This is a genomic window from Paenibacillus cucumis (ex Kampfer et al. 2016), assembly GCF_019748695.1.
GTDB lineage: Bacteria > Bacillota > Bacilli > Paenibacillales > Paenibacillaceae > Paenibacillus > Paenibacillus polysaccharolyticus.
The window spans coordinates 229074-254906 of record NZ_JACLIC010000020.1; the positions used below are offsets into that span (position 1 = coordinate 229074).

Here is a 25833-nt window from a genome sequence, read left to right on the forward strand (position 1 = left end):
ATGCGGTTCGAGCAATTACCGACACCCTGTTTTGTTGTTGACGAAGGTCTGATTGAGAAAAACTTGAAAATCCTGAACGGTGTAATGCAGCGTACAGGAGCGAAAATCGTGCTTGCGCAGAAGGCGTTCTCCATGACGGCGATGTATCCGCTTATTGGAGAATACCTGAGCGGTGCGACTGCGAGCGGTTTGTATGAAGCGCGTCTCGGTCACGAAGAGATGGGCAAAGAGAATCATGTCTTTGCTCCGGCTTTTCGTGAGGAAGAGATGGATGAGATTGTTTCGATCTGTGATCACATCATTTTTAATTCCTTTTCACAACTGGCAAAATTCAAGGATAAAGCACTGCAAGCGGGCTGTAAGGTTGGTTTGCGTGTGAATCCGGAATGCTCCACTCAGGAAGGACACGAGATCTATGATCCGTGTGCTCCAGGTTCACGCTTCGGCGCGAAGCAGGAGGATTTCCGTGCAGAGTTGCTTGAAGGGGTGTCTGGACTGCACTTCCACACGCTGTGCCAGCAAAACTCGGACGACTTGGAAACAACGTTGAATGCATTTGTTGAGAAGTTCGGACAATGGTTGCCGCAGATGGAATGGATTAACTTCGGCGGAGGACACCATATTACCCGTGAAGATTACGACATTCCAAGACTCGAAGCTTGTATTAAACGGATGCAAAATGATTATGGTCTGGAAGTGTATCTGGAGCCGGGAGAGGCGGTTGCTCTCAACGCAGGTTATCTGGTGACTTCCGTACTGGACTTCCACAAGAATGGCATGGATATTGCCATTTTGGATACTTCAGCAACTTGTCATATGCCAGATGTTCTGGAGATGCCGTATCGTCCGCCATTGATTGGATCGGGTGAAGTGGGCGAGAAAGCTCACCTGTATCGTCTAGGTGGTCAAACATGTCTGTCTGGTGACGTGATTGGCGACTATTCATTCGATGAGCCTTTGAAAGAAGGCGACCGTCTCGTATTTGAAGACATGGCGATCTACTCCATGGTTAAAACCAATACGTTTAACGGCATGCCGCTTCCTGCCATTGCGGTTAAACGCAAAGATGGAGATTGCGAAGTTGTACGTGAATTCGGATATCAGGATTTCAAAATGCGTTTGGCATAATACTTTATTATATATCCGAGCAATATAGAGATATTACAATAGAGAGTAATAATAGTGCAGTACAAGTAAAAGGCTGTCCAAGGTCACAGGCTTCGTATGACCAGAGGACAGCCTTTTTTTGGCTACTTCTATTATTCGTTAGAATCGACAGGTTTGCTTGCAGCTCTTGCGGCATAGGGGAAGATTGGGTCCTTCAGTTCGAATTCATACGTTAGACCATTCACAATACCTACAACATGTTTGCTGTCATAGAGATCGAGTAAAAATCCAGCCATTTGCTCGGCTGTATGGAACTTGGGCACACGGCCTTCATACTGGAACTGATCCAGATCAAAGGCACGTTCAGCAAACTCAGTTTCTGTGGCCGCAGGTGCCAGCACTTTGGCTTGCATTGGAGCGCCTTTGCTTTGGAGTTCTTGTGCTAGCCCTTCGGTAAAGGCACTGACATAAAACTTCGTGGCACAATAGGTCACCGCATCTGGAACAATAGTGTAGCCGCCCCCTGAAGAGATGTTGATGATCTGCGTGCCCGGAGTATTGGCATAATCCCGAACATACAGAGTGGAGAGAATCGTCAGTGCTTCAATATTCAGATGAAGCATTTGCTCGATTTTAGGCAAATTTTGCTCACCGACCGAAGCAAAGTTGCCAAAGCCTGCGTTGTTGATCCATGTTTCAATGGAGTAACCTTTCAAGCTTTCATAGAAAGCATGTACATCTGCGGCAATGGACAAATCCACTGTACGAACAACAACATCGAGTTCCGAGTTGAGTTCGGCGATTTTATTTTTTAACAAATCCAAAGCTTCGGTTCTGCGGGCTGCTAAAATGAGATGTTTGCCTCTGGCTGCAAAAGCCAAAGCGGCTTCATACCCGATACCTGAGCTGGCACCGGTAATAACGGTATATTTCATATGAAACTCCTCCTGAGATAAATTCAATCTATATTGTGGGATGACCACGAATTGATTATACTGATTAGAGTTTACTCTAAGTCAAGCCATCCGAAGGAGGAGGTGAAACAACCATGCATACGATCGGAGAAGTCGCCGAGATGCTGGGCATCAGTGCACATACGTTGCGTTATTATGAGAAGGAACAAATTATAATTCCTTTGCGTGACTCCAGTGGGGACAGGCGCTATAATGAGTCGCATCTTAAATGGCTGCAGTTTGTCATCAAGCTGAAAGAAACACAAATGCCGATTGCGATAATCAAACAGTATGCTTCTTTATTTCAAGAAGGTGAGCATACGGCTCCAGAACGTTTAAAGTTGCTCGAGAACCATAAAAAAGCCGTTGAAGATCAGATGAATACCCTTCATGCGGCGAATGAAATGCTTGAACTTAAAATCACGGCATATCGATCCTTTATCGGGAAATAATGTAACGTAGAAAGAATGCGATCGGAAGACTGAACTAACTTTTGGATTGCCCTTCTATTGCCAAATGTGTGATTTTTGTTATAGACTATTTTTTATGTTTGTTAAAATCTATCGTGTTTATCGTTTATCAAGGGGGAAATGGAATGCATCAACACAAACCACACAAGTCGAACCAGCTCAAAATCCTTTCCAAAGCGCTACTCATCATTATCGGGGGATTCATCACGGCCTATGGTCTGGAGGCCATATTGATTCCAAACCAGGTATCCGATGGTGGCGTAACCGGTCTCAGTATCGTCGGCTCGAATTTGTTCGGATTGCCACTCGGATTACTCATCGGATTGCTAAACATTCCGTTTGTGTGGCTCGGTTACAAGCAAATTGGTAAAAGCTTTGCACTTTACTCTGTAATTGGTATTGCGTCACTGGCGATTAGTGCCAGTCTGATGCATCATGTGCCCACGATTATTAAAGGGGACACGTTGCTGGTAACGGTTGTGGGTGGTATCATTATCGGTTTTGGTATGGGTCTTGCACTACGTAACGGCGGAGCACTTGATGGGATTGATATGCTTGCCGTATTGTTATCTCGTAAGCTTCCGTTCGGAACGAGTGACCTGATTCTATTCCTGAACATGTTTGTATTTATCGTTGTTTCGACCGTATTTGGTCTGCAAGGTGCGATTTTGTCAGGACTCGCTTATTTCATTGCCTCTAAAGTGATACATATTGTTGAAGAAGGTTTGAGCGGTTCGAAGACATTCAAAATTATTACGACACAACCGGAAGTCATGGTGGAGACTATTCGTGATCGACTCGGACGCGGAGCAACGTACACCGAGGCATATGGTGGATACTCCAACGAGCAGTTCAAGGAAATCACTTGTGTCATCAACCGGATGGAAGAGAGTAAAATCAAAGAAATCATTAACGAGATTGACCCTACAGCCTTTGTTGTTGTCTACGATGTAGCCGAAGTGAAGGGCGGCAATTTCAAGAAGAAAGACATTCACTAAGAACAAGCGTTGATAAGAGCAGCCCTCTTGTCGGCGCTTTTTCTTATCTTTTTTTCACAAAACCATAATCATTCCGCTAGCCAGCCTTAATCTTCCGTAAAAACAGTAGCAAAGCTGCTGTCGACGCCTTCAATGTACAGAGGGATCGCGTAGACCCTAGAGATATGGGAAAGATCCTGATTCAGATTCAGATCTTCAATGACGAGAATGTACTTACCGTCGACCCGACCTTTACCCAGAATAATCTGGTGAAAAGCAACGGCTTCGTCTGGATGATTCGCTGCACCAGCGGATATCATATCGATACCAATAGCACGCAAGGAGTTGAAAATCATCAGGTACTGTGCTGCCGAGGCGGATAAACCCGGGTTATGATTGGCGTATCTGTCAGGATCAGATGAGCGAATTCTGCCAAATCCCGTGCGAATCAGCAGCAGGTCAGCTCCAGCGATCTGATGCTCATAAGGCTGCAGATCAGCTTTGGTGATCAACTCATCATCACTTTTGGGAATATCAATCACCACGGGGTGTGTAAAAATAAAATCATCTATCGGAATCTCACTGATCTTTTTGCCTTGAGGATTAAAATGCCACGGCGCATCAATATGTGTACCATTATGATTAAGGCTTGAGACAATAAACTGGTTGTAGGCATCACCTTGAGCGATACTGGATTGTTGCTGTATCACGACGGGAGGATTACCTTTGTACACCGGGGTGTTCACACCCAGCGGATAAGACAAGAGAAGGCGCGTCATATTGGGAATGATCTCCTTTCCTTTGCGTTAACCTGGATTACTTGCATTTACTTGCATAAGTGGGGCTTCTGTATGGAAAGCTTTTGTATATGAGTCGAACTGGATTGGTGTGCAAATTCTCTTTAGTTCGATTTATGTAGTGAGAAGACGTACAAGACATTTCAATATGGAGGTTAGTGCGATGACAAAGCAAGACCCGCAGGAACTTTTGAAACAGAAGCACGAACAGGATGAGCACAAAAGACAATTTACCAATTTCTCCCGCAACGTATCCGGTCATGGTGAGATGGAGGCAGGGCAGGAATTTAGTCAGGATCACGTAACGGATGACCAGAATCGTATGAAATCGGTTGAGAATAGACGATCTTATCCAAATTAACGTGCGAATATGATATTAAGGTTATTAGCTGGTCCAGTTATGGATCGGCTTTTTGCCATTTGAAATGCAATATCTGGCCTGACGAAATTAACATTTAATCAAACTAGTCAACAGGTTCAAAAGGTCGTATAGTAGTATATGTCGTAGGGAAGAGAAGTATATTTCGCTAAGTGCTCTTCATGGCACAAACAACACAATTTTACATATAAGGATGGGGAAATATGGACTTTAAACCGGTTGCTTCATTAATTGATCGTTTAACCTCATGGAGAGTTCCATGGGCAGAAGTGCTTATTATGCATCAAAACGAAACCGTTTTCCAGTATCGCAATGGATTTGAGAATCTGGAGGAGAAGACTCCAATTCGGGATAACGCCATCTTTAATTTGTACTCCATGACCAAGATTATGACCTGTGTTGCTGCACTGCAACTGGTTGAGAAAGGGGATATCCTTTTACTTGACCCGCTTTCTCAGTACTTACCTGAATTTGAGGAAATGCAGGTGAAAAAGGCACTTCCGAATGGCGAGGTGTACTATGAGAAAGCGACAAGACCAATAACGGTGCGTGATCTATTTACGATGACTGCTGGTTTTTCATATGATATCCATTCGCCAAGTATCAAGGAAGCCGTAGAACGCACGAATGGAACACTGCCAACGCGAGAGTTTGCGAGAGCTTTGGCCAAAGAACCACTCATGTTTGAGCCGGGTACCCACTGGAATTATAGCATGTGTCATGATGTGCTTGGTGCACTGGTCGAAGTCGTAAGTGGCAAACGATTCGGCACGTATTTGCAAGATGAGATCATTAAACCACTTGGTATGCATGATACCACCTTTGACCTGAATGAAGCTCAACAATCTCGTTTGATTCCGCAATATCTTTTTGATGAAGAGCAAGATAAAGCGGTACGAATGGACGGCAACGGTTTCCGTGTAGGTACAGAACTGGATAGTGGCGGTGCCGGATTGTTATCTACTGTGAACGATTACGCCAAGTTCCTGAATGCACTGACCGGATTTGGCACAAGCCCTGAAGGCGTGCGGATTTTGTCCCGAGCTTCCGTGGAGCTCATGAGAGCCGATCATCTAAATGACATGACACGACCAGACTTTTCATGGGATCATATGTATGGATACGGTTATGGTCTCGGGGTTCGTACACATATCTCCCCAGCAGGCAGTGGATCACTGAGTCCGGTTGGTGAATTTGGATGGGCCGGTGCGGCAGGCTGTATGGCGATTATCGATCCGGATTCTGGACTGACGGTGATGTATGCACAACATCTCTTGAACAGCCAGGAGCATTATGTGCAGCGCCGTTTACGCAACGTAGTGTATTCTTGCCTATAAAAAGCTGTATGCTCGAATGCTATTCTGATTAATATTAACTTATTTTGGACCCTGCTAAGGAAAAACAGCAGGGTTTTTGTTTGTTTTAATGGTATAAGGAGTGGGCCACGTACTCCTTATTATTTACATTTACCGTGGGAGAAAGTATGATATTATGGTTTAGGTAATTGGAACTAGAGGGAGATGTTTCCTCTTACATGATCATATTGTGATATTATAAACAAAAGCCGCTGATTAGCGGCTTTTTGTCATTCGAAGTGCGTTTACACGGTTGACCAGATAAATGCCAACAGATACTAATATTAACGCAACAAGATTTTTTAGTTCCCAGATCGTTTCTCCAAGAAACAATGCGGATAACAGGGCACCAAAGATGGGGATTAAGAAATTATAAACCGATACTTTGCCTACTTTGTTGTACTTCAGAAGCAGATTCCACAGGCAAAAGGCCACGGATGACAGCAAAGCCAGATACACCAGATTCAGTGTGGATTCCCATGTAAAATGAGTAACTTGACCTCCGAGTGACAGACCGAGCAGAGTCAGCACCAATCCGCCAACTAGAAGACTAACGCCGGTGATCACCATAACATCAATTGTTCCAGTTAAACGCTTCGCGTAAATGGCTGTTACCGAGAAAACGAGAGCGGCCATAATGATAAATCCTTCTCCTGTGAAAGAGAATGAAAAGGTAAGTAAGTCTGCATGAAAGTTGACGATAATGACTCCAATAAACCCGATTACACAGCCGATGATTTTGTTACGGCTCAGCTTATCATTTTTATAGATAAAATGGGCCAATACAACACTGAAAAACGTCGTTGTTGCATTCATGATGGACCCTTTGACACCGGTGGTGTTGGCTACGCCTACATAAAAAAACATATATTGCAGTCCTGTTTGCAGTACGCCTAGCATGCTCAAACCTGCCCATTCACGTCCGCTAAGCTTTGGCTTGCGTCTGAAACCAACGCGATATAGAAGTAACAGCAATATACCTGCCAAACTGAATCGATACCCGGCAAAAACGTATTTTGAAGCAATGTCTTCGGGTAAAATGTGAAAAGCAACATAGCCGAGTTTGATGGAAGGATAGGCACTCCCCCATAATAAGCAGCATAAGCCTGCAATGAGCATCACAATGAATGGATCGCTTAATTTGCTCAGATTCTCCTGTTCCCCTTGATTTTTGTTTTCTCGTGCTGTACTTTCACTTTGCGTATGTTCTGTTGCCTTTGGACTAATGAGTGTTGAATCTCTCTCGATCACGCTTAATCTTCTCCTCGCTTGTTGTGCACATCTGTATGTAAGAATAAACAATCATGCCTTATAGACCATATCATAAAAACCTGCTTTTGTGTTGGAAGAAAAATGGATTGGAGCAGGCAACCTTGTTATGAAGTGATGAGAGAAATTACAGAGATGATCGCGAGAAAAGTGTGTATGGATTTTATTTCCAACAACAGAGCGCTTGCCAAATGAAAAATAATGTGATAATTTATGTCTGTAACCGGTTACACATAAGGAGAACATTCCATGACAACAATTAAAGACGTAGCAAATCTGGCCGGTGTATCCGTAGCCACGGTATCCAGAGTGATTAATGACAGGGGCTATGTGCACGCAGATACTCGCAAGAAAGTTGAAGAGGCTGTCAAGGCACTTCACTTTTCACCGAATGAAGTGGCACGTTCACTATACACACGCAAGTCGAAACTGATTGGTCTACTGCTTCCAGACATTGCGAATCCTTATTTCCCTCAGCTTGCGCGGGGGGTGGAGGATCGGATGCAAGAGCAGGATTACCGCTTAATATTTGGAAACAGTGATGAGGATGAACGGAAGGAGCATGATTACATCCAGACGTTTATCCAGAATAACGTAGTGGGTGTGATCTCATCCACCAATTACCCTCACTCTTCGATATATGAAAAGCTGAAGATTCCCGTTGTCTTTCTGGACAGAACTTCGCTGGAACGACCTTCGGTCTATGCCGACGGCAGAGAAGGCGGAAGGCTTGCTGCCAAAGAGATCATCAAACGGGGCAGCAAAAGAATTACCGTTATGCAAGGACCATCCCATATTCGGCCGGCTCAAGATCGGTTTGAAGGAGCGATTGAAGTCATCCGGGAAGCAGGACTGGATCATGAGGTCATTCAAACCACCTCTTTTTCATTTAATGAGGCAGGTGTATGGGCGGAGGAACTGTTCAGAAAATTTCCGGACACGGACGGCGTTATTGCCAGTAATGACATCGCCGCAATGGCGGTTTTGCATGAAGCTTACCGGATTGGGAGGAACGTCCCGAATGATGTACAGGTTATCGGGTTTGACGATATTCCAATGAGTGGATTGTTGTCACCGGCATTGTCTACGATCAGGCAGCCAGCATATGAAATGGGCAGAGAAGCAGCAGGATTACTTATTCAGTTAGTAGAGCAAAATAAGATGGAGAATAAAAACATACAGTTGCCCGTGTCTTTCATTGAACGGGGAACAACGAGAAAGGTGAGAAACGATGGCTAACATTTGTGTTATTGGTAGCAGTTCAATGGACTTGGTTGTGACATCCTCCAGAAGACCGGGCGCGGGAGAAACCGTGCTTGGTGAAAGTTTTAAGACAGTACCCGGCGGGAAAGGCGCCAACCAAGCTGTGGCGGCAGCTCGTTTGGGAGCCGAGGTTGTCATGATCGGCCGTGTTGGAGATGATACATTCGGTACAGACATTTTAGAAAACTTTAAAGCAAATCGTGTAAATACAAGCAATGTGAAACCGGTTACACATTCGGAGAGTGGTACAGCTCATATCATCTTGGCAGAGGGAGATAATAGCATTGTGGTGGTCGAAGCGGCCAATCGCGAAGTGACACCTGCTTATGTGGATGAAGCTGCTGAAGCGATTCGTAACGCGGATATTGTGCTGATCCAGCAAGAGATTCCAGAAGAAACGGTGATTCATGTCAGCCAATTATGTGCCAAATACAAGACACCCTTACTGCTCAATCCGGCTCCTGCCCGTGCGGTTCCACAAGAGGTGATCGACAATGCATCTTATATTACACCTAATGAGCATGAGGCCGAAATTTTGTTCAAAGGCATGAAGCCTGCGGAAGCGCTACGTCAACATCCAAACAAATTATTCATTACGGAAGGCAGTAAGGGTGTTCGATATTATGACGGTAATGAAGAGGTACTTGTGCCAACCTATAAAGTTGAAGCTGTAGATACAACCGGAGCTGGCGATACATTTAATGCAGCATTTGCAGTCGCTCTGGCTGAGGGTAAGTCGATTCAGGACAGTGTGCGTTTTGCCAATCGGGCGGCATCGTTATCCGTAACCAAGTTTGGTGCACAGGGCGGTATGCCAACCAGGGACGAAGTAGAGGAGAGCTTGTAATGAAAAGAAACGGCATCTTGAACAGTCACATCTCTAAAATCTTGTCTGATCTGGGTCACACAGATCAAATTGCCATTGCGGATGCGGGCTTGCCCGTTCCGGATGGTGTGCCCAAGATTGATCTGGCACTCAAACTTGGTACACCAAGCTTTCGTGAAGTGCTGGACATCATTGCGGAAGACATGGTCATTGAGAAAGTGATCATCGCTAGTGAAATCCATGAAGGGAATCCGCAGACACTTGCGTACCTGAATGAGAAATTTGATTCACAGATCATAGATGATAGCCAGAACCATGAGCAGTTTAAAGCGTTAACCCGGCAAGTGAAGGCCGTTATTCGTACAGGCGAGGCTACACCGTATGCCAATTGCATTTTACAATCGGGAGTTCATTTCGGTTAAAAGGAGGCAGCACCATGCACATTCAGATGCATAATATCCATAAAGCGTTTGGCACAAATCAAGTGTTAAGCGGTGTGGATTTCGAATTAAAAGAAGGCGAGGTTCATGCCCTGATGGGGGAGAATGGCGCCGGGAAATCAACGCTGATGAACATTTTGATCGGTCTGCACCAACGGGATCAAGGAACCATAGAGATTGATGGCAAAGAGACGTACTTCGGTAGTCCAAAAGAAGCAGAGCAGCTTGGGCTTACGTTTATTCACCAGGAATTGAATGTCTGGCCTGAGATGACGGTACTGGATAACCTGTTTATCGGTAAAGAGATATCGTCCTCCGTGGGGTTGCTGAACACAAAACAAATGAAAGCGCTTGCTAGTGAACAATTCGCCAAACTTTCGGTGGACATTCCGCTAGAACGCCCTGCAGGAGAGTGCTCTGTCGGACAGCAGCAGATGATTGAGATAGCTAAAGCGCTTATGACCGAGGCCAAAGTCATTATCATGGACGAGCCTACAGCGGCTTTGACTGAACGTGAAATTCAGAAATTGTTTGAGGTCATTCGTTCTGTGCAAAAAAATGGCGTATCCGTTGTTTACATCTCTCACCGAATGGAGGAAATTTTCACGATCTGTGATCGCATCACCATTATGCGTGACGGGCGAACCGTGGATACCAAAGCCATTCCCGAGACAAACTTTGATGAAGTTGTACGCAAGATGGTAGGTCGTGAACTGACTGAGCGTTATCCGTCCCGTCATCCGAAATATGGTGAAGTCGTGCTTGAGGTGAGGGAAGCGAATCGGAAGGGATTATTTGAAAATGTCAGCTTTGATGTAAAAGCCGGTGAAGTACTCGGTTTCTCCGGTCTGATGGGATCGGGGCGTACGGAGATCATGAGAGCGATCTTTGGTCTGGATCGATTGGACAGCGGAGAAATCAAGATACGTGGCAAAAAGGTAAACATTCGCAAACCGGCGGATGCGGTGAAGCACGGTATCGGTTTTATAACAGAAGACCGGAAGGATGAAGGGCTGGTGCTCGACTTTTCCATCCGTGAAAATATGGCACTGACGAACCTATTCAGTTTTTCCAACAAAGGCTTCATCTCGAATGGGAAAGAGCAGGAGTTTGTAGACACACTCATCAAACGGTTGCAGATCAAAACCCAATCCTCGGAAACCGCAGCCCGGAATTTGTCCGGTGGGAACCAGCAGAAGGTTGTCATTGCCAAATGGGTAGGTATCGGTCCAAGCGTGCTCATTCTGGACGAGCCTACACGCGGGGTAGACGTTGGAGCGAAGCGTGAGATCTATCAGCTCATGAACGAACTGACGGATCGCGGGGTAGCTATTATCATGGTTTCATCCGAACTGCCTGAAGTGCTGGGTATGAGCGACCGCATTGCCGTTGTGCATGAAGGTCACATTACCGGCGTTCTACCGAAGGAACAAGCGACACAAGAACACATTATGACTCTAGCTACAGGGGGACAGTAACATGACAACGATGCAGAATACTAAAACAGCCAAAAGCGGGTTCCGCTTGTCTAGCGTAACACAAAAACTCGGCCCACTTCTCGGATTAATCATTCTAATTGTGATTGTTTCCGTGCTCAATCCAAGCTTTTTGGAACCACTTAATATTCTAAATTTGCTACGCCAGGTTTCCATTAATGCTTTAATTGCATTTGGCATGACGTTTGTTATTCTTACTGGCGGGATTGACTTGTCGGTTGGTTCTATACTTGCGCTATCTAGTGCCTTCGTAGCCAATATGATGTTATCCGGTCTTGATCCAATCCTGTCCATCATCATTGGGGTAGCCCTTGGTGGAGTCATGGGTATGGTGAATGGACTGATGATTACCAAGGGTAACATGGCTCCATTTATCGCAACCCTTGCAACGATGACCATTTTTAGAGGTCTGACACTGGTATATACCAATGGTAATCCGATTACAGGTTTGGGCGATAGCCTGCTGTTCCAATTGTTTGGACGCGGATACTTGCTCGGTATTCCAGTACCAGCAATTACGATGCTGATTACGTTTGTAATTCTGTGGACGATTTTGCATAAAACGGCCTTCGGCCGCAAAACGTACGCCATCGGCGGTAATGAAAAAGCTTCCATCATCTCGGGTATCAAAGTATCCCGCGTCAAAATTATGATCTACTCCCTTGCAGGTATGCTTGCTGCGCTGGCCGGCGCGATTCTGACATCGCGTCTGAACTCCGCTCAACCTACGGCAGGTACATCTTATGAGCTGGATGCCATCGCGGCGGTTGTGCTGGGCGGAACAAGCCTTTCCGGCGGCCGCGGACGCATTGTAGGTACTTTGATTGGTGTGCTGATCATTGGTGTGCTGAATAACGGTCTGAACCTGCTCGGTGTGAACTCCTTCTACCAAATGGTTGTGAAGGGTGTCGTTATTGCTATCGCAGTCCTGCTGGACCGCAAGAAAACCGCTTAAGGGAGAGAAAACAACATGAAAAAATGGACACTAACGCTTGTTAGCATGATACTGATCGTTGTTCTAGCCGGATGTTCGCTGGAGCCGCCAGGCTGGGCGAAACCAAAGTCAGCCGGAGGTAAGGAACAGAAGAAAATCGGTTTGTCGATCTCGACACTGAACAACCCGTTCTTCGTTTCACTGAAAGATGGTGTCGTAGCCGAAGCACAGAAACAAGGTATTCAGGTTGTTGTCGTAGATGCACAGAACGATTCTGCGAAGCAAACGAATGATGTGGACGATTTGATTCAGCAAGGCGTTGATGCTTTGCTGATTAACCCGGCAGATTCCGCTGCAATCTCTACAGCGGTTCAATCCGCTAATAGTGTGGGCATTCCAGTAATTACGCTTGACCGCTCTGCGGATAAAGGTGAAGTTGCAGCACTTGTTGCTTCCGATAATGCAAAGGGTGGACGCATGGCTGCTGAATATATCGTGAAACAGCTTGGTGAAGGTGCTAAAGTGATTGAACTTGAAGGTGTACCGGGTGCATCAGCTACCCGTGAGCGTGGCAAAGGTTTCCACGAGATTGCAGACCAAAAGCTGGACGTGGTTGCGAAACAATCCGCTGACTTTGACCGCTCCAAAGGGTTGAATGTCATGGAGAACTTATTGCAAGGTAATCCAGGAGTGCAAGCCGTGTTTGCCCATAATGACGAAATGGCTCTTGGTGCCATTGAAGCAATCCAAAGTTCGGGGAAAGATATCCCGGTGATCGGATTTGATGGTAATGATGATGCCATTAAATCGATTCAGGATGGTAAACTAACAGCAACTGTAGCTCAACAACCTGAGTTGATCGGACAGCTTGCATTGCAAGCCGCACTCGATGTGCTGAGCGGTAAACAAGTGGAGAAATCCATCCCGGCTGAATTGAAGCTGGTAACCAAGGAAAACGTGAATCAATAATCAAATATTTATAAGGTATTGTATGAATCCCGCTCTGGCTGAGAAAGCCGGAGGCGGGATTTTTTATTGTGAGAATTATAGTTGGTTTAACTGGAATCAAGCTCATTCGTGACTCCAATTGCATATTGCAGAGTTTTGGATTGCTCAAAAATCATATCTTTGGATATATGTATTCAATCCATAGATTGTTATACTGTCATTCAAATGGTGAGTGGAAAGGGGCATCCGGCTTGGATTATCCGGTTGAAGAAAATTTAAAAATGGTTAGAAAACAAATGGCACTGGCTTGCAAGGCTTCTGGACGAAATGTTAACGATGTGCAGCTACTTTTAGCCACGAAAACGGTACCGCTGGAGAAGTTACAGATTGCCGTGCAGGCAGGTGAACATCTGTTTGGAGAAAACAAGGTGCAGGAACTGCGAGATAAATATCCTCTTATGGAGCAGTCCAAAGCGTTGGAATGGCATTTTATCGGCCATCTGCAGACGAATAAAGTTAAGGAGGTAGTTAAGTATGTGACAATGATCCATTCGGTGGATCGTCTGAAGCTCGGGCAGGTCTTGCATGATCAGCTTGTCAAAGAACAGCGGACAATGGACATTCTTGTACAAATTAATACGTCCTATGAAGAAAGTAAATTCGGTGCTTCTCCAGAGGATGCAGTGGAGCTCGTTGAACAATTGTCTCAATTTGAAACGCTTCATGTAAAAGGATTAATGACGATAGGGAAGCTGCATGCATCAGCTGATGAGACCCGCCAATGTTTTCGCTTGTTGAAACAGCTCAGCATGCAGATCAGAGAGAGAAACATCCCACGCGTCGAGATGGAAATGTTATCGATGGGTATGTCCGGTGATTTCAGTATGGCGATTGAAGAGGGAGCGACCATCGTTCGTGTGGGAACCAATGTGTTTGGCCCACGTTATCTGCCCGATGAATATTACTGGAACGAACATAAAAAGATAGAAGATTAGTTGAGGGGCAGGGGTTTACATTGAAAACAGCATCTAATAAGATTCGCGGGCGCGATCTGATATCACCAGTGACCGCTGCTTTAATTTCTGTAATTGTCAATTACGGAGGGACGTTCATTCTTGTGTTTCAAGCGGCCAAAGCAGCTGGATTGAGCCCGGAAATGACCGCATCCTGGATATGGTCCATTTCGATTGGCGTCGGGATCACGGGGATATGGCTTAGTTACCGCTATAAAGAACCTATCATTACTGCGTGGTCTACTCCAGCTGCAGCCTTCCTTGTCTCCATGCTGGCTGTAACTCCTTATTCAGAAGCCGTAGGTGCTTATATGATATCAGCCGTGGGTTTTATCATTTTGGGCATGTCTGGTTTGTTCGAACGGTTCGTGCGATTGATCCCGCCAGGGATCGCTTCGGGTTTACTTGCAGGCATTTTACTCCAGTTTGGTATCTCCGCGTTTGAAGGGGCCAAGGTCGAACCTGTACTGGTTATTCTGTTGTTCACCGCCTATATCGTATTAAAACGGTTTACATCTCGCTATGCCATCGTTGGTATATTGGTTCTCGGTCTGATTTACCTGGTGATTATGGGAAAAACGGATTTCAGTTCCATTCAGCTCGCAGTCGCTTTACCTGTATTCACTGCGCCTGAATTCTCAATTCAAGCGTTGCTCGGTGTGGCCCTGCCGTTATTTATTATTACGCTGACGGGGCAGTACATGCCAGGTATGCTGGTCCTCCGCAATGATGGTTTTCGAACGAGTGCTAACCCTATATTAACGGTAACCGGACTGGGTTCACTAATCGCTGCACCATTCGGCTCACATGCATTTAACGTGGCAGCCATTACCGCAGCCATTTGCACAGGGAAAGATGCTCATGAAGATAAGTCCAAGCGTTATATTGCGGGCATTGCCTGCGGAATCTTCTACATAACTGTCGGAATTTTTGGCGTGACTTTAGCCGCATTATTTTTGATTCTTCCCGCAGCTTTTATCGCCACATTAGCAGGGCTAGCTTTACTTGGAACGATCGGCGGCAGCCTGGCTAACGCTCTGGCGGACCCGAACGGACGGGAGACGGCATTAATTACATTTTTAGCAACAGCGGCTAATGTAACTTTGTTTGGCATCGGCGGAGCATTTTGGGGACTTGTGGCTGGAGTCATGGCGCATCTACTAATTCATTTTAAATTTGCCAAAAAACCACTTGGAACAAATGGTTAAGAAACCTGGAAGGGATGATGATCAGAATGTTAAAACATATAGAGAGCCAAGATGAAATTTTGGCAGCAGCAACCCGTCACGAGCTTGCAAGGCAGAGGGATACGATAGAACTGATTGCTTCAGAGAATTTTGTGAGCCAAGCCGTAATGGAGGCCACGGCCAGCGTATTAACCAATAAATATGCAGAGGGTTATTCGGGCAGAAGATATTATGGTGGATGCGAGCATGTGGATACGGTAGAGGATATTGCTAATCATCGCCTGAAACAATTATTTGGTGCTGAACATGCGAATGTGCAGCCTCATTCCGGTTCACAGGCGAATATGGCAGTATACTTTGCCTCAGTCCAGATGGGGGATACGATTCTTGGAATGAATCTTTCTCATGGCGGTCATCTGACGCATGGGAATCTTGTTAATTTTTCAGGAAGATTTTATCACTTTGTTCCCTACGGTGTCGATCCAGAAACAGGTCTTATTGACTTTGACGAAGTTCGAAAACTGGCTCACAAACATCGTCCACGAATGATCGTCGCAGGCGGAAGTGCATACCCGAGGCGTATTGATTTTGAGATTTTTGCTCAAATTGCTTCCGAAGTGGGAGCCTTACTGTTTGTAGATATGGCACACATTGCGGGCATTGTTGCAGCAGGATTACACCCTAACCCCGTACCGCATGCACATATTGTATCAACCACGACACATAAGACGCTGCGAGGTCCGCGTGGAGGTGCTATTTTGTGTAAAGAATCTTGGGCAAAGGCCATCGATAAAGCTGTATTTCCCGGAACGCAGGGCGGGCCTTTTATGCATATTATTGCGGGAAAAGCGGTCGCTTTTGGGGAAGCATTGCAATCTGATTTCACTGTATATATGAGCAACGTTCTGAATAATGCTAAAGTAATGGCGGAAACGCTAATCAATGAAGGGCTTTCACTTGTTTCTGGGGGTACTGATAATCATCTCATTCTCGTTGATCTGCGTAGCGTTGGTCTTACGGGTAAAGACGCTCAAATCATGCTGGATGAAGTAGGCATCACGGCAAACAAAAATTCGATTCCTCATGATACAGCAGGTCCGTTAGTTACAAGCGGTATTCGGTTTGGAACGCCTGCCATGACAACCAGAGGACTTGGTGCTGGGGAGATGAAAGAAATTGCCGAGCTTATCGCGCTTGCTTTTAAAAATCCAACGAACACTAAAGTAAAACAGCACATATCAGGCTGTGTGCGCGAAATCACATCACGATTTCCTCTCTACGAAGCAGGGACATCGTTTACCTCATAAATAGATAAAGCCCGTCTGCAATCTTCTCTAATGATCCATGAGCATTGCCGGCGGGCTCTATTCAATTGTTATTATACGGTGCGGGCAAATCGGGAGATGCCTTCTTCAATTCGTGCCTCATCCACTTTTGCAAAACCTAATACCCACCCCTTACGATCACTCTCCAGACAGTATCTGCTCAACGGATAAACACAGACACCCTGCTTGCGGGCGGCAGAGGTTATTGCTGCTTCATCACATGACGCATCTGCTTCAAGAAGGATATGTAATCCCGTTTCTACTCCGCTTAATCTAAAACGCGAACTAAGACCGGAAGAATGGATCGCTTTGGTCATGACCTCGTGTCTGCGGCGATAAATGTTACGAACTCTTCTCATGTGGCGCATAAATTGCCCCCGCTCAATAAAATGATTCAGCGTCAGCTGCTCCATTATGGGCAGATGGCGATAAGTCAGTTCATGAATCTGGGTAAGCCGCTCAATCGCTGCTTGAGGTCCTATAATTGCGGATAAACGTATACCGGGCGCAATCATTTTGGAGAAACTCATCATATAAAGCGTATTCTGAGGCAACTGGCTGAACAGGGTAGGAATCGGGTCTCCACGATATCTGAATTCGCTATCGTAATCGTCCTCGATAATCCACATTCCACGTTTTCCAGCCAACTGCATGAATTGCTGTCTTCGTGGCTCTGACATGATGATTCCGGTCGCGCATTGGTGCGAAGGGGTGACAAATACGAGCCTCGATTCCGGGTGGATGCGATCTACACATAGTCCCTGCTCATCTACCGGTACGGCATCGATCTGCATACCGCGGTATTTCATGGTGGTCCAGGCAGCAGGAAAACCGGGGTCCTCCACGGACACTCTGTCTCCTTCAGTCAGAAGTGCCTGAGCAATCAAATCAATGCTGTGCTGTGCACCTGAAGTTAACAAAATCTGATCAGCTTCAATATGAATTCCTCGTTCTAATGACAAGTAGCGCTGGATCTGTTCCCGTAGCGGCAGGAAACCTCTGGCATCGCCATACGACCAGATATCAAGGTTGGGTTCAGCAGATACCTGCAAAAATGATTTTCTCCAGGATTGGGTGAACGTCTCATCGATGTAAGGCTCATGCGGGTTAAAATCAATGTCCACCTGCGTTGTATCATGATCTCCAAACCAACTCTGTAGTTTGGCAATGGATTCGTGTACTAAAGGCAATACGGGAGGCACAGGCCCGGATTGCGGCTCCTCTTCTAATGAAGGGAGCACTTGGATCGAGCTACTGACTCTTGTTCCACCGCGACGTGAAGTTACTGTATAACCCCGGCTGAATAATTCTTCGTAAACGATCTGAATTGTAGATCGTGAAACACCGATTCGCCCAGCTAACTCACGTGACGGAAGTAGCAGCTCACCTGGAGGCCAGTTCCCGGTTGTAATGTTGTGAATAGCCTGGTCAAGCAGCTGCTGCCAGATGGGACGGTCATCATTTCGGTTCACTTTTAACATCATAACAACTCCGTTGTTGTTGAATTTATGGATTGTATATTAATAGCACATAATGAAAATTTGGGCCTTCCATTGTAGGGAATATTATCATGACAATGGTTCAAGCTGCAATGATGAATCACGATGAATATATTTTTCCTGTTCATCTCCAGTTCATATTCAGGACGTGGGTAGTTCATTTTCTTTGTTTATACTGCGTTAGGTAACAGCTCATACACGACGACCACAGAGCAGAATAGGAGAAGATGAATTTGACACGAAAAAAAAGAATGTCCATCGTTGCCATGACCTTGGCATTTGCGATGTTAACGCCCACAGCTGCATATGCTACCGAGCTTCCAGGTAAACTAGACTACGGATTGACTCAAAAATCAGTTGCAGCGAAAACGAAAACACTGACCGAAACCTACGGTGTCGCGAGTGTACAGTACGCACTTATCGATGGAGGGGAGATCGTTCTCTCTGGACAGACAGGAATGAATGACCCGGAGAATCGTGTGCCACTCACGTCAAACACCATGTATGGCATAGGATCGACAAGTAAAATGTTTCTCACAACCGCTGTCATGAAGTTGGTGGATGAGGGCAAAGTGAAATTGGACGATCCTGTAGTGGGTTATATTCCTGAATTTAAAATGAAGGACAAGCGTTATGCTCAGATTACAGTACGTATGCTGTTAAATCATTCATCGGGATTACTTGGCACATCCAGTAATAGCGCGATTCTGTTCGAAGATCCAGATACACACGCACATGATACATTACTGGAACAGCTAGCCTCACAACATTTGAAGGCAGATCCTGGAGCTTACTCGGTTTATAGTAATGACGGGTTTTCATTAGCTGAGATTCTGGTAGAACGAGTTAGCGGGTTGAGTTTTACGGAATTCATGCATCGTCATATCACCACACCTCTAGGCATGAATCATACCAAGACGCCACAAGATCCGCTCGATGTGAAACACATGGCAACGACATACTCCCCCAAGAAGGAACGGCAGCCTTTGGAGACAACCAATATGATTGCTTCAGGTGGCATCTATTCCACAGCCGAAGATTTAGTGAAGCTGTCACAAGTATTCACGAACGAGAAGAATGGTGTTCTTTCCGAAGAATCAGCGAAAGCTACCGGACAGGAAGAGTACAAGAGGGGAATGTGGCCAGAGGACGGTGATTCATCCATTGCGTATGGACTTGGGTGGGATAGTGTAAACTTGTTTCCGTTCAATCAGTATGGGATCAAGGCATGGACTAAAGGCGGAAATACAATTGCTTATCATTCCTCTCTGATTGTATTGCCTGAGTATAATATGGCTGCAGCCGTTACATCTTCGGGAGGTTCAAGTTCAACGAATCAATTGATTGCAACAGAGCTGTTGCTAAGTAGCCTGGAAGAAAAGAAGCTGATTCCGGAGCGTAAACCGGAGAAGTCACATGGAGTACCTGTGAAAGCAGAGATGCCGAAGGAAGAGATGAAACGTTCAGGAATCTATGGTGGCGGAGCCAACATGTTGATGAAGCTGGATGTTCAGGAGAATGGGCAACTCACGATGTCGATGTTAGCGACACCAAATAGCCCGAAACAGACGTACACCTATATTGCTGACGGTTCTTTTGTGAATGAGGCAGGTACGGAGAAAGTGATATTTGTTAAGGAAGATAACGGAAATACGTATCTTTGGACACGTTCGTATCAATCGGCTCCTGGGCTCGGTCAGCTTGCTTCTTCGGAGTATAAGGCTGAAAAGCTTCAAGCCAATCTATTGTCAGACGAAGCCAAAGCTGCGTGGCAAGCGCGTGTGGGTAAAGCGTATGTACTCGTGAATGAGAAACATACCTCGACTCTATATAATACAGCAATGCCGCTGATACCTATTCAGTTGTTAAGTGAGTTACCAGGTTATATTTATACGAATGCTATTACGGATGGGGATCAGGCTGTGAATCAATTGCAGATTCCGGGTGTAGCGGGTCGGGACTCGATGGAATTTACCTTTTTCAAACAAGACGGTGTGGAATATGTCTCGCAAGGAGGCAATATATATGGTAGCCAGGATATCGTGAAACCGATCTATGCAGGTCAGCAATCAAAAACGACAATCCAGTCGAATGGTTACGCCAAATGGTTCTCGATTCCGACTACGGCCGGAGGAAAAGAAATGAAAGTGAATTTACCCTCCGATGGTTCATTTGTTGTGTATGATGCGTCTGGTGCCAGTCTGAATCACAGCGTAGTCAGTGGTCAGACGACAATGGTACTGCCCGAGAAAGGCTATCTTGTCTTTGCAGGTGAAGCAGGATCAGTCTTTGAGATCACGTTAAAATAAGCATGAATCCACGATATAAACGAAATGATATGTTTTTGAAACACTGCTGATCGTTATTAAGAATTATAATTAATGCTTATCTATAAGATAGCCAAAAAGTCGCATTTTGCGGCTTTTTTGCATTTTAATGTTTCAAATTTAAAATTTAAGTTTCGACAACCTGACCACCAGGGTAAGTATAAGAGGACTTTTACAAGTGGATTGAAGAAATGCCATGGAAACAAAAATGAAGGTGGGTAGAAAGAGCATTGATTGGTCAAGAGCTGAGAATAATAACCTTAGCATGATTCGGGACATACGTATGGCATGACGTCAAGACGAGGAGGACATATGAAGAATAACAGGATTACATTACTTATACTTACCATGGTGCTGCTTCTGGTGTCCGGCTTTACAGGTTGGACGGGAAGTGTGCAGGCACAGTCGGATTCGGGCAAAACTTATGTTATCGGTACCGACATTACCTTTGCACCGTTTGAATTTCAGGAAATTAACGGCGATTTTGTCGGCATCGATATGGATATCATGGCAGCAATCGCCAAGGATCAGAATTTTAAATACGAGATCAAAGCCTTAGGATTTAACGCTGCCGTTCAGGCACTGGAATCGAACCAGGTGGATGGCGTCATTGCAGGTATGAGTATTACGGATGAACGCAAAACCAAATTTGATTTCTCCGATATGTACTTTGAATCAGGCGTTGTCATGGGCGTTAAAGCGAGCAATGATACGGTAAAAAGCTATGAAGATCTCCGCGGTAAAAAGGTAGCTGTAAAAACGGGGACGGAAGGCTATCGTTTTGCAGAAGCGAATGCATCAAAGTATGGGTTTACCATTGTACCTTTTGATGATTCAGCACAGATGTATGATGATGTGAAAACGGGAAATTCTGCAGCCTGTTTTGATGATTTCCCTGTGTTGAAATATGGGGAGAATCAGAAAAACGGACTGAAGGTTGTTACAGAACCAGAAAAAGGTGCGCCTTACGGGTTTGCTGTAAGTAAAGGTAAAAACGCCGAGCTGCTGCAGAAGTTTAACGCAGGCCTTGCTAATATCAAGGAAAGCGGTGAATACAAGCGTATTGTAGATAAGTATATAGGTGACAATGCGGAGTCCGTTGCACAATTGGGGCGTATGGAACTTATATACAAATCTTTTCCAGCCTTGTTGAAAGGTTTGGGGAATACACTTTTATACACCATCGTGTCTCTATTCTTCGCGTTTATTATTGGTTTGATCTTCGCCTTCATGAAAGTAGGACGTAACAGAGTTTTGCGAGGCATTGCCACCGTATTCGTTGATATTTTCCGTGGTATTCCGTTGCTTGTACTCGCGTTCTTCATTTACTTCGGTATTCCTCAGGCATTTGGCTTTACGATGCCGCTGTTCCTTGCGGCGATTCTGACGCTGAGCTTAAATGCCGGAGCTTACGTTACTGAGATTATTCGCGGGGGTATTCAATCGATTGATCGTGGACAGATGGAGGCCGCTCGTTCACTAGGTCTTCCATATCGCAAAGCGATGATGAAAATTGTCATTCCTCAGGCGGTTCGTGTTATGATTCCTTCGTTTATTAACCAGATGGTAATTACGCTTAAGGATACGTCCATCTTGTCCGTTATCGGGCTGGTTGAGCTTACACAGTCGGGTAAAATCATTATTGCCAGAACCTTATCCTCGTTTGACATATGGTTAACGGTAGCTGTAATGTACTTGATCGTTATTATTGCACTGACTAGACTTGCCGATTATCTGGAGGTGAAGATTCGCCGTGACTAAAATTAAAGTAGAAGGGCTGAAGAAAAGCTTCGGTTCCAATCAGGTGCTGAAAGGGATCGACATGGCTGTAAATGAAGGCGAGGTTGTATGTGTCATCGGCCCATCCGGTTCGGGTAAAAGTACATTTCTTCGCTGCATCAATTGTCTGGAGGACATTACCGCAGGCCGTGTGATCGTCGATGATCAAGACTTGAACAGTCGTGATACCGATCTTAACAAAGCTCGGGAGAACATTGGCATGGTATTCCAGCACTTTAATCTGTTTCCACACTTCAGTGTGCTCAAAAATATTATGTTTGCGCCGATGGAACTTGGCAAATTAAATCAAGAACAGGCTAGGGAAACCGCGCTTCGCTTGCTTGACCGTGTCGGTCTGGCAGACAAAGCGGAGAGCTTTCCAAGCCAGCTCTCTGGCGGACAGAAGCAACGCGTAGCTATTGCTCGCGCACTCGCGATGAACCCGGATGTGATGTTGTTCGATGAGCCTACATCGGCACTTGACCCGGAGATGGTTGGGGAAGTACTTGGTGTCATGAAGGATCTCGCGAGCGAAGGCATGACGATGATGATTGTTACGCATGAGATGGGCTTTGCCCGCGAAGTTGCGGATCGGGTTATTTTTATGGATGGCGGATATATTGTTGAGGAAGGAAATCCTGAACAGATCTTCGGCAAACCGCAGCACGAACGTACAATCAGCTTTTTGGAAAAGGTGCTCTAATCCCGGTTTTTTCTTAGTTCAACAAAAAAAGTCGCGATATGCGGCTTTTTTTGTTTTGTACATTGATTCCATAAGAGACTATAATAGGATTCCTGAAACAGTGAATATATTGTATATAACATCTACATAAAACCATTTATAAATTTTATGAAAAGGAGTATTTGCCCATGATTGAATCCGTATCTGAGACTGTACAACGACAATCCATTGAAGCCTTTCAGTCCGTGATCCGAAAATCGGAGAACGCTCTCAAGAACATGTTGGGGAAAGAAGCCAATACATCGGTTTTAGAAAAACGACTTCATGCGCTAATTGTCAGTTTGTATATATTGGAACACACCTGGAATGGGAGAGCTGATCAACATTATGGCAGCCTGGAGATATCCGAGGCACGTCATGTGATGAATAATCTCCTGCCTTCTCTTAAACGGATGATGGATAAATCCACAGTTGGAACACCGCAACATACTTTACTGGAGAGAAGAATTCGAGCTTTTCAACTTGCTGTGCAGGCGATGGAACAGAAATGAGTTGAAGTACTTGACAAAGAGTGATTCAAAAGGTAACCTTCTTTTATGACAGTGATCACTGACATTTGAGCAGAAGGAGAGCTTCATGTCCAATTCAAGTAAACGGAACACAAGAGAGAAGTTAATGTTAACGGCGATTGAGCTGATCTCGGTAAAGGGATATAAAAGTGTTACAACGCAGGAGATTGCCTCAACCGCGGGAGTAAGTGAGAAGACGTTATTTCGCCATTTTGGTACGAAACTAAATCTGCTCGAGAGCGCATTTGACGAATATCATTATGTCGAGGAAATGACAAGACTTTTTGAGGAAAAAGTCGTGTGGAATCTGCATTCTGACTTATTGTTAGTCAGCAGAACCTATCATGAAATCATGCATAAGAACCGTAAATTGTTTATGATCAGTCTGAAGGAAATGAATCATTTGCCGGAGTTAAGAACACGAACGATAAGACATCCTCAGCAGTTACTTGAGCTTCTAACCCGATATCTGCAAACGATGTACGAGCAAGGCAAGGTGATTCAGATCAACGCTGAATTACAGGCTTTCTCCTTCATGGCATTGAATTATGGCTTGTTTATTAACCATATGGAGGATCATGTACATTTTCCGTGGCTTTCATTAGAAGATGTGATTACCGAAAGTGTATGGACGTTCACTAGGGCGCTAACGCCCTAGTATTTTAAGTCATATTATGACAGTAAGTACTGACAGTAAATTTTGCGTATTTTTTAGTAACGTAAGGAAAAGAGGGAAACGATGAAGACCGCAGAGAGTTTAGAGATCCAGGATACATCTGCAACGGGCAAAGAAACTGCACTACTTCGCGTGCTTGTCTTCACTTTGATCATCTCCGTAATGAACGGAATGATGTTTAATGTTGTCTTACCCGTCATTGGAGATCAATTCGAACGGTCAGCTTCTGAGACAAGCTGGATCGTTACCGGATATTTAATTGTATACGCCGTTGGTACAGTCACTTACGGGAAGCTAACAGATCGATATAGCATTAAACATTTAATCACATTTGGACTCTTATTGTTGGCTGCTGGCTCCGTTATAGGAATTCTTTCTACTTCCTACTTTATGATTATTTTGGCTCGTCTGATTCAGGCCGCAGGGGCTGCCGTCATTCCAGCTCTGGCCATGATTATACCAGTTCGATATTTTCCGCCAAACAAGCGTGGTCAGGCACTCGGTACTTCTGCGATCGGAATCGCCCTGGGATCTGCGTTAGGTCCTATTGTTGCCGGATTCGTATCCAGTGCACTTAATTGGAAGTTCCTATTTGCGATTCCGCTACTTTCGCTGTTGACGCTCCCCTTCTATAGAAAGTATTTGAATGATGAGAGGGGAGGGGATGAAAAGATGGACTATCTCGGAGGCATACTGCTCGCCGTAAGCATTGGAGCCATTTTGCTCGCACTGACTCAATTAAATTTGTGGTATTTGCTAATGGGCATTGTAGTTTTAGCCTTGTTTATCCTTCGTATTCTCCACGCAGCATCACCGTTTGTGCAACCAGCTGTTTTTCGCAACCGCTCCTATACATGGGGAATGATTATTTCATTTGTGTTAGTTGCATGTGGATTTAGCATTCCATTTATTATCCCGCAACTGTTAACCCATGTGTATGATGCTTATCCGGCTCTGACAGGTCTAATTATGTTACCATCGGCCCTGATTGCAGCATTACTGGGAAGACGAGGAGGAACGTTAGCTGATGATAAAGGCAATGTCTTTTTGATTTATACAGCCTCGACGATGCTTGTTATCGGCTTCATAAGTCTATCGTTTGCTGCCGGCGTGTCATTGTTTTTCGTTTCATCCTTTCTAATCTTGGCGGTTCTTGGTCAATCATATATGCAAATTGCGCTGTCTAATACGATCGCACAGACCCTTCCCAAAGAACAGGTCGGCATTGGTATGGGACTACTGTCGATGTTTAATTTCATCGCGGCTTCTGTATCTACAACCGTTCTTGGCAAGGTCATCGACGGGGGAGCACAGCAGATGCGTTTCAATCCTTTTATCAGCCGATCATCTGCATTTGTATATAGTAATCTATTTATTGTGCTTGCCATGTTGGTTGTGGTAATGACTTTTGTGTATAGATGGCATTTTGATCGTAAGCCCGAAGGACAAATGAATGGATCATCTACATTGTTCTAATAAAGCCGAAAATGCTCTTCCAAGCCAATAGTTACAATCCGTTTTTTTTTCAAAGAAATAGAGAAGAAGAGGTCTGTCATAAACGA

Annotated in this window: 24 protein-coding genes; 20 read left to right on the plus strand and 4 right to left on the minus strand. The window is 45.1% G+C overall.

Annotated elements, in window-relative coordinates:
• Entirely contained in the window at positions 1-1128 is a 1128-nt protein-coding gene (gene nspC / locus H7T88_RS12560) for a carboxynorspermidine decarboxylase (protein WP_154889175.1), read from the plus strand.
• Positions 1129-1259: 131 nt separating this feature from the next.
• Here the strand turns inward: nspC and H7T88_RS12565 are convergent, their stop codons facing one another.
• Positions 1260-2042 carry an SDR family NAD(P)-dependent oxidoreductase gene (locus H7T88_RS12565; RefSeq protein ID WP_221788715.1) on the minus strand — a complete coding sequence of 261 codons (783 nt, stop codon included), beginning with the start codon at positions 2040-2042 and terminating at the stop codon, positions 1260-1262.
• A 113-nt stretch (positions 2043-2155) separates the two neighbouring features.
• Between H7T88_RS12565 and H7T88_RS12570 the strand changes: the two genes are divergently transcribed.
• On the plus strand, positions 2156-2512 hold the full coding sequence (locus H7T88_RS12570; RefSeq protein WP_090915862.1) for a MerR family transcriptional regulator: 357 nt from the start codon (positions 2156-2158) through the stop codon (positions 2510-2512).
• Positions 2513-2655: 143 nt separating this feature from the next.
• Positions 2656-3528 (plus strand): YitT family protein, encoded by an 873-nt coding sequence (locus H7T88_RS12575; RefSeq protein WP_090915864.1) that lies wholly within the window; start codon positions 2656-2658, stop codon positions 3526-3528.
• Between the two features lie 86 nt (positions 3529-3614).
• Here the strand turns inward: H7T88_RS12575 and H7T88_RS12580 are convergent, their stop codons facing one another.
• Complete coding sequence (locus H7T88_RS12580; RefSeq protein WP_090915866.1) at positions 3615-4286, minus strand: cyclase family protein; 672 nt, start codon at positions 4284-4286, stop codon at positions 3615-3617.
• Between the two features lie 181 nt (positions 4287-4467).
• Here H7T88_RS12580 and H7T88_RS12585 point away from each other — a divergent pair, with 181 nt between their 5' ends.
• Positions 4468-4665 carry a hypothetical protein gene (locus H7T88_RS12585; RefSeq protein WP_145330658.1) on the plus strand — a complete coding sequence of 66 codons (198 nt, stop codon included), beginning with the start codon at positions 4468-4470 and terminating at the stop codon, positions 4663-4665.
• Positions 4666-4886: 221 nt separating this feature from the next.
• The gene (locus H7T88_RS12590) at positions 4887-6020 is read left to right on the plus strand and encodes a serine hydrolase domain-containing protein (protein ID WP_090915870.1); all 1134 of its coding nucleotides are present in this window, start codon (positions 4887-4889) and stop codon (positions 6018-6020) included.
• A gap of 234 nt (positions 6021-6254) precedes the next feature.
• On the opposite strand, the gene H7T88_RS12595 is transcribed toward H7T88_RS12590, so the two are convergent.
• Positions 6255-7289: a DMT family transporter gene (locus tag H7T88_RS12595; protein WP_312027613.1), complete on the minus strand. Its 1035-nt coding sequence runs from the start codon at positions 7287-7289 to the stop codon at positions 6255-6257.
• Between the two features lie 267 nt (positions 7290-7556).
• Here H7T88_RS12595 and H7T88_RS12600 point away from each other — a divergent pair, with 267 nt between their 5' ends.
• The 9 genes from H7T88_RS12600 to glyA all read left to right on the plus strand — a co-directional run bounded on the left by H7T88_RS12600 (position 7557) and on the right by glyA (position 16721).
• A complete protein-coding gene (locus H7T88_RS12600) occupies positions 7557-8546 on the plus strand; it encodes a LacI family DNA-binding transcriptional regulator (protein ID WP_221788717.1) in 990 nt (329 codons plus the stop codon).
• Positions 8539-9417 (plus strand): ribokinase, encoded by an 879-nt coding sequence (gene rbsK, locus H7T88_RS12605; RefSeq protein ID WP_221788718.1) that lies wholly within the window; start codon positions 8539-8541, stop codon positions 9415-9417. Before H7T88_RS12600 ends, rbsK begins: the two co-directional genes overlap by 8 nt.
• Complete coding sequence (gene rbsD / locus H7T88_RS12610; RefSeq protein WP_154889159.1) at positions 9417-9818, plus strand: D-ribose pyranase; 402 nt, start codon at positions 9417-9419, stop codon at positions 9816-9818. The genes rbsK and rbsD overlap by 1 nt, the downstream gene beginning before the upstream one ends.
• Positions 9819-9832: 14 nt before the next feature.
• Complete coding sequence (locus tag H7T88_RS12615) at positions 9833-11314, plus strand: sugar ABC transporter ATP-binding protein (RefSeq protein WP_221788719.1); 1482 nt, start codon at positions 9833-9835, stop codon at positions 11312-11314.
• A gap of 10 nt (positions 11315-11324) precedes the next feature.
• A complete protein-coding gene (locus H7T88_RS12620) occupies positions 11325-12287 on the plus strand; it encodes an ABC transporter permease subunit (RefSeq protein ID WP_418792753.1) in 963 nt (320 codons plus the stop codon).
• Between the two features lie 15 nt (positions 12288-12302).
• A complete protein-coding gene (gene rbsB, locus H7T88_RS12625; protein WP_090915885.1) occupies positions 12303-13235 on the plus strand; it encodes a ribose ABC transporter substrate-binding protein RbsB in 933 nt (310 codons plus the stop codon).
• A gap of 230 nt (positions 13236-13465) precedes the next feature.
• Entirely contained in the window at positions 13466-14209 is a 744-nt protein-coding gene (locus H7T88_RS12630; protein ID WP_090915889.1) for a YggS family pyridoxal phosphate-dependent enzyme, read from the plus strand.
• 20 nt (positions 14210-14229) lie between these two features.
• Positions 14230-15435 carry a benzoate/H(+) symporter BenE family transporter gene (locus H7T88_RS12635; RefSeq protein ID WP_221788721.1) on the plus strand — a complete coding sequence of 402 codons (1206 nt, stop codon included), beginning with the start codon at positions 14230-14232 and terminating at the stop codon, positions 15433-15435.
• A gap of 26 nt (positions 15436-15461) precedes the next feature.
• Positions 15462-16721 (plus strand): serine hydroxymethyltransferase, encoded by a 1260-nt coding sequence (glyA, locus tag H7T88_RS12640; RefSeq protein WP_221788722.1) that lies wholly within the window; start codon positions 15462-15464, stop codon positions 16719-16721.
• Between the two features lie 71 nt (positions 16722-16792).
• Here glyA and pdxR read toward each other — a convergent pair whose 3' ends face one another.
• Positions 16793-18220: a MocR-like pyridoxine biosynthesis transcription factor PdxR gene (pdxR, locus tag H7T88_RS12645; RefSeq protein WP_221788812.1), complete on the minus strand. Its 1428-nt coding sequence runs from the start codon at positions 18218-18220 to the stop codon at positions 16793-16795.
• Between the two features lie 245 nt (positions 18221-18465).
• Between pdxR and H7T88_RS12650 the strand changes: the two genes are divergently transcribed.
• From H7T88_RS12650 to H7T88_RS12675, 6 genes are all read left to right on the plus strand, one after another.
• Entirely contained in the window at positions 18466-20547 is a 2082-nt protein-coding gene (locus H7T88_RS12650) for a serine hydrolase domain-containing protein (RefSeq protein WP_221788723.1), read from the plus strand.
• A 330-nt stretch (positions 20548-20877) separates the two neighbouring features.
• Entirely contained in the window at positions 20878-22326 is a 1449-nt protein-coding gene (locus tag H7T88_RS12655; RefSeq protein WP_221788724.1) for an amino acid ABC transporter substrate-binding protein/permease, read from the plus strand.
• Positions 22319-23047 carry an amino acid ABC transporter ATP-binding protein gene (locus tag H7T88_RS12660; RefSeq protein WP_221788725.1) on the plus strand — a complete coding sequence of 243 codons (729 nt, stop codon included), beginning with the start codon at positions 22319-22321 and terminating at the stop codon, positions 23045-23047. The genes H7T88_RS12655 and H7T88_RS12660 overlap by 8 nt, the downstream gene beginning before the upstream one ends.
• Before the next feature lie 167 nt (positions 23048-23214).
• On the plus strand, positions 23215-23577 hold the full coding sequence (locus H7T88_RS12665; protein ID WP_260510876.1) for a hypothetical protein: 363 nt from the start codon (positions 23215-23217) through the stop codon (positions 23575-23577).
• Between the two features lie 85 nt (positions 23578-23662).
• Entirely contained in the window at positions 23663-24253 is a 591-nt protein-coding gene (locus H7T88_RS12670; RefSeq protein WP_221788727.1) for a TetR/AcrR family transcriptional regulator, read from the plus strand.
• An 81-nt stretch (positions 24254-24334) separates the two neighbouring features.
• Positions 24335-25747: an MFS transporter gene (locus tag H7T88_RS12675; RefSeq protein ID WP_221788728.1), complete on the plus strand. Its 1413-nt coding sequence runs from the start codon at positions 24335-24337 to the stop codon at positions 25745-25747.
• Positions 25748-25833: the final 86 nt, after the last annotated feature.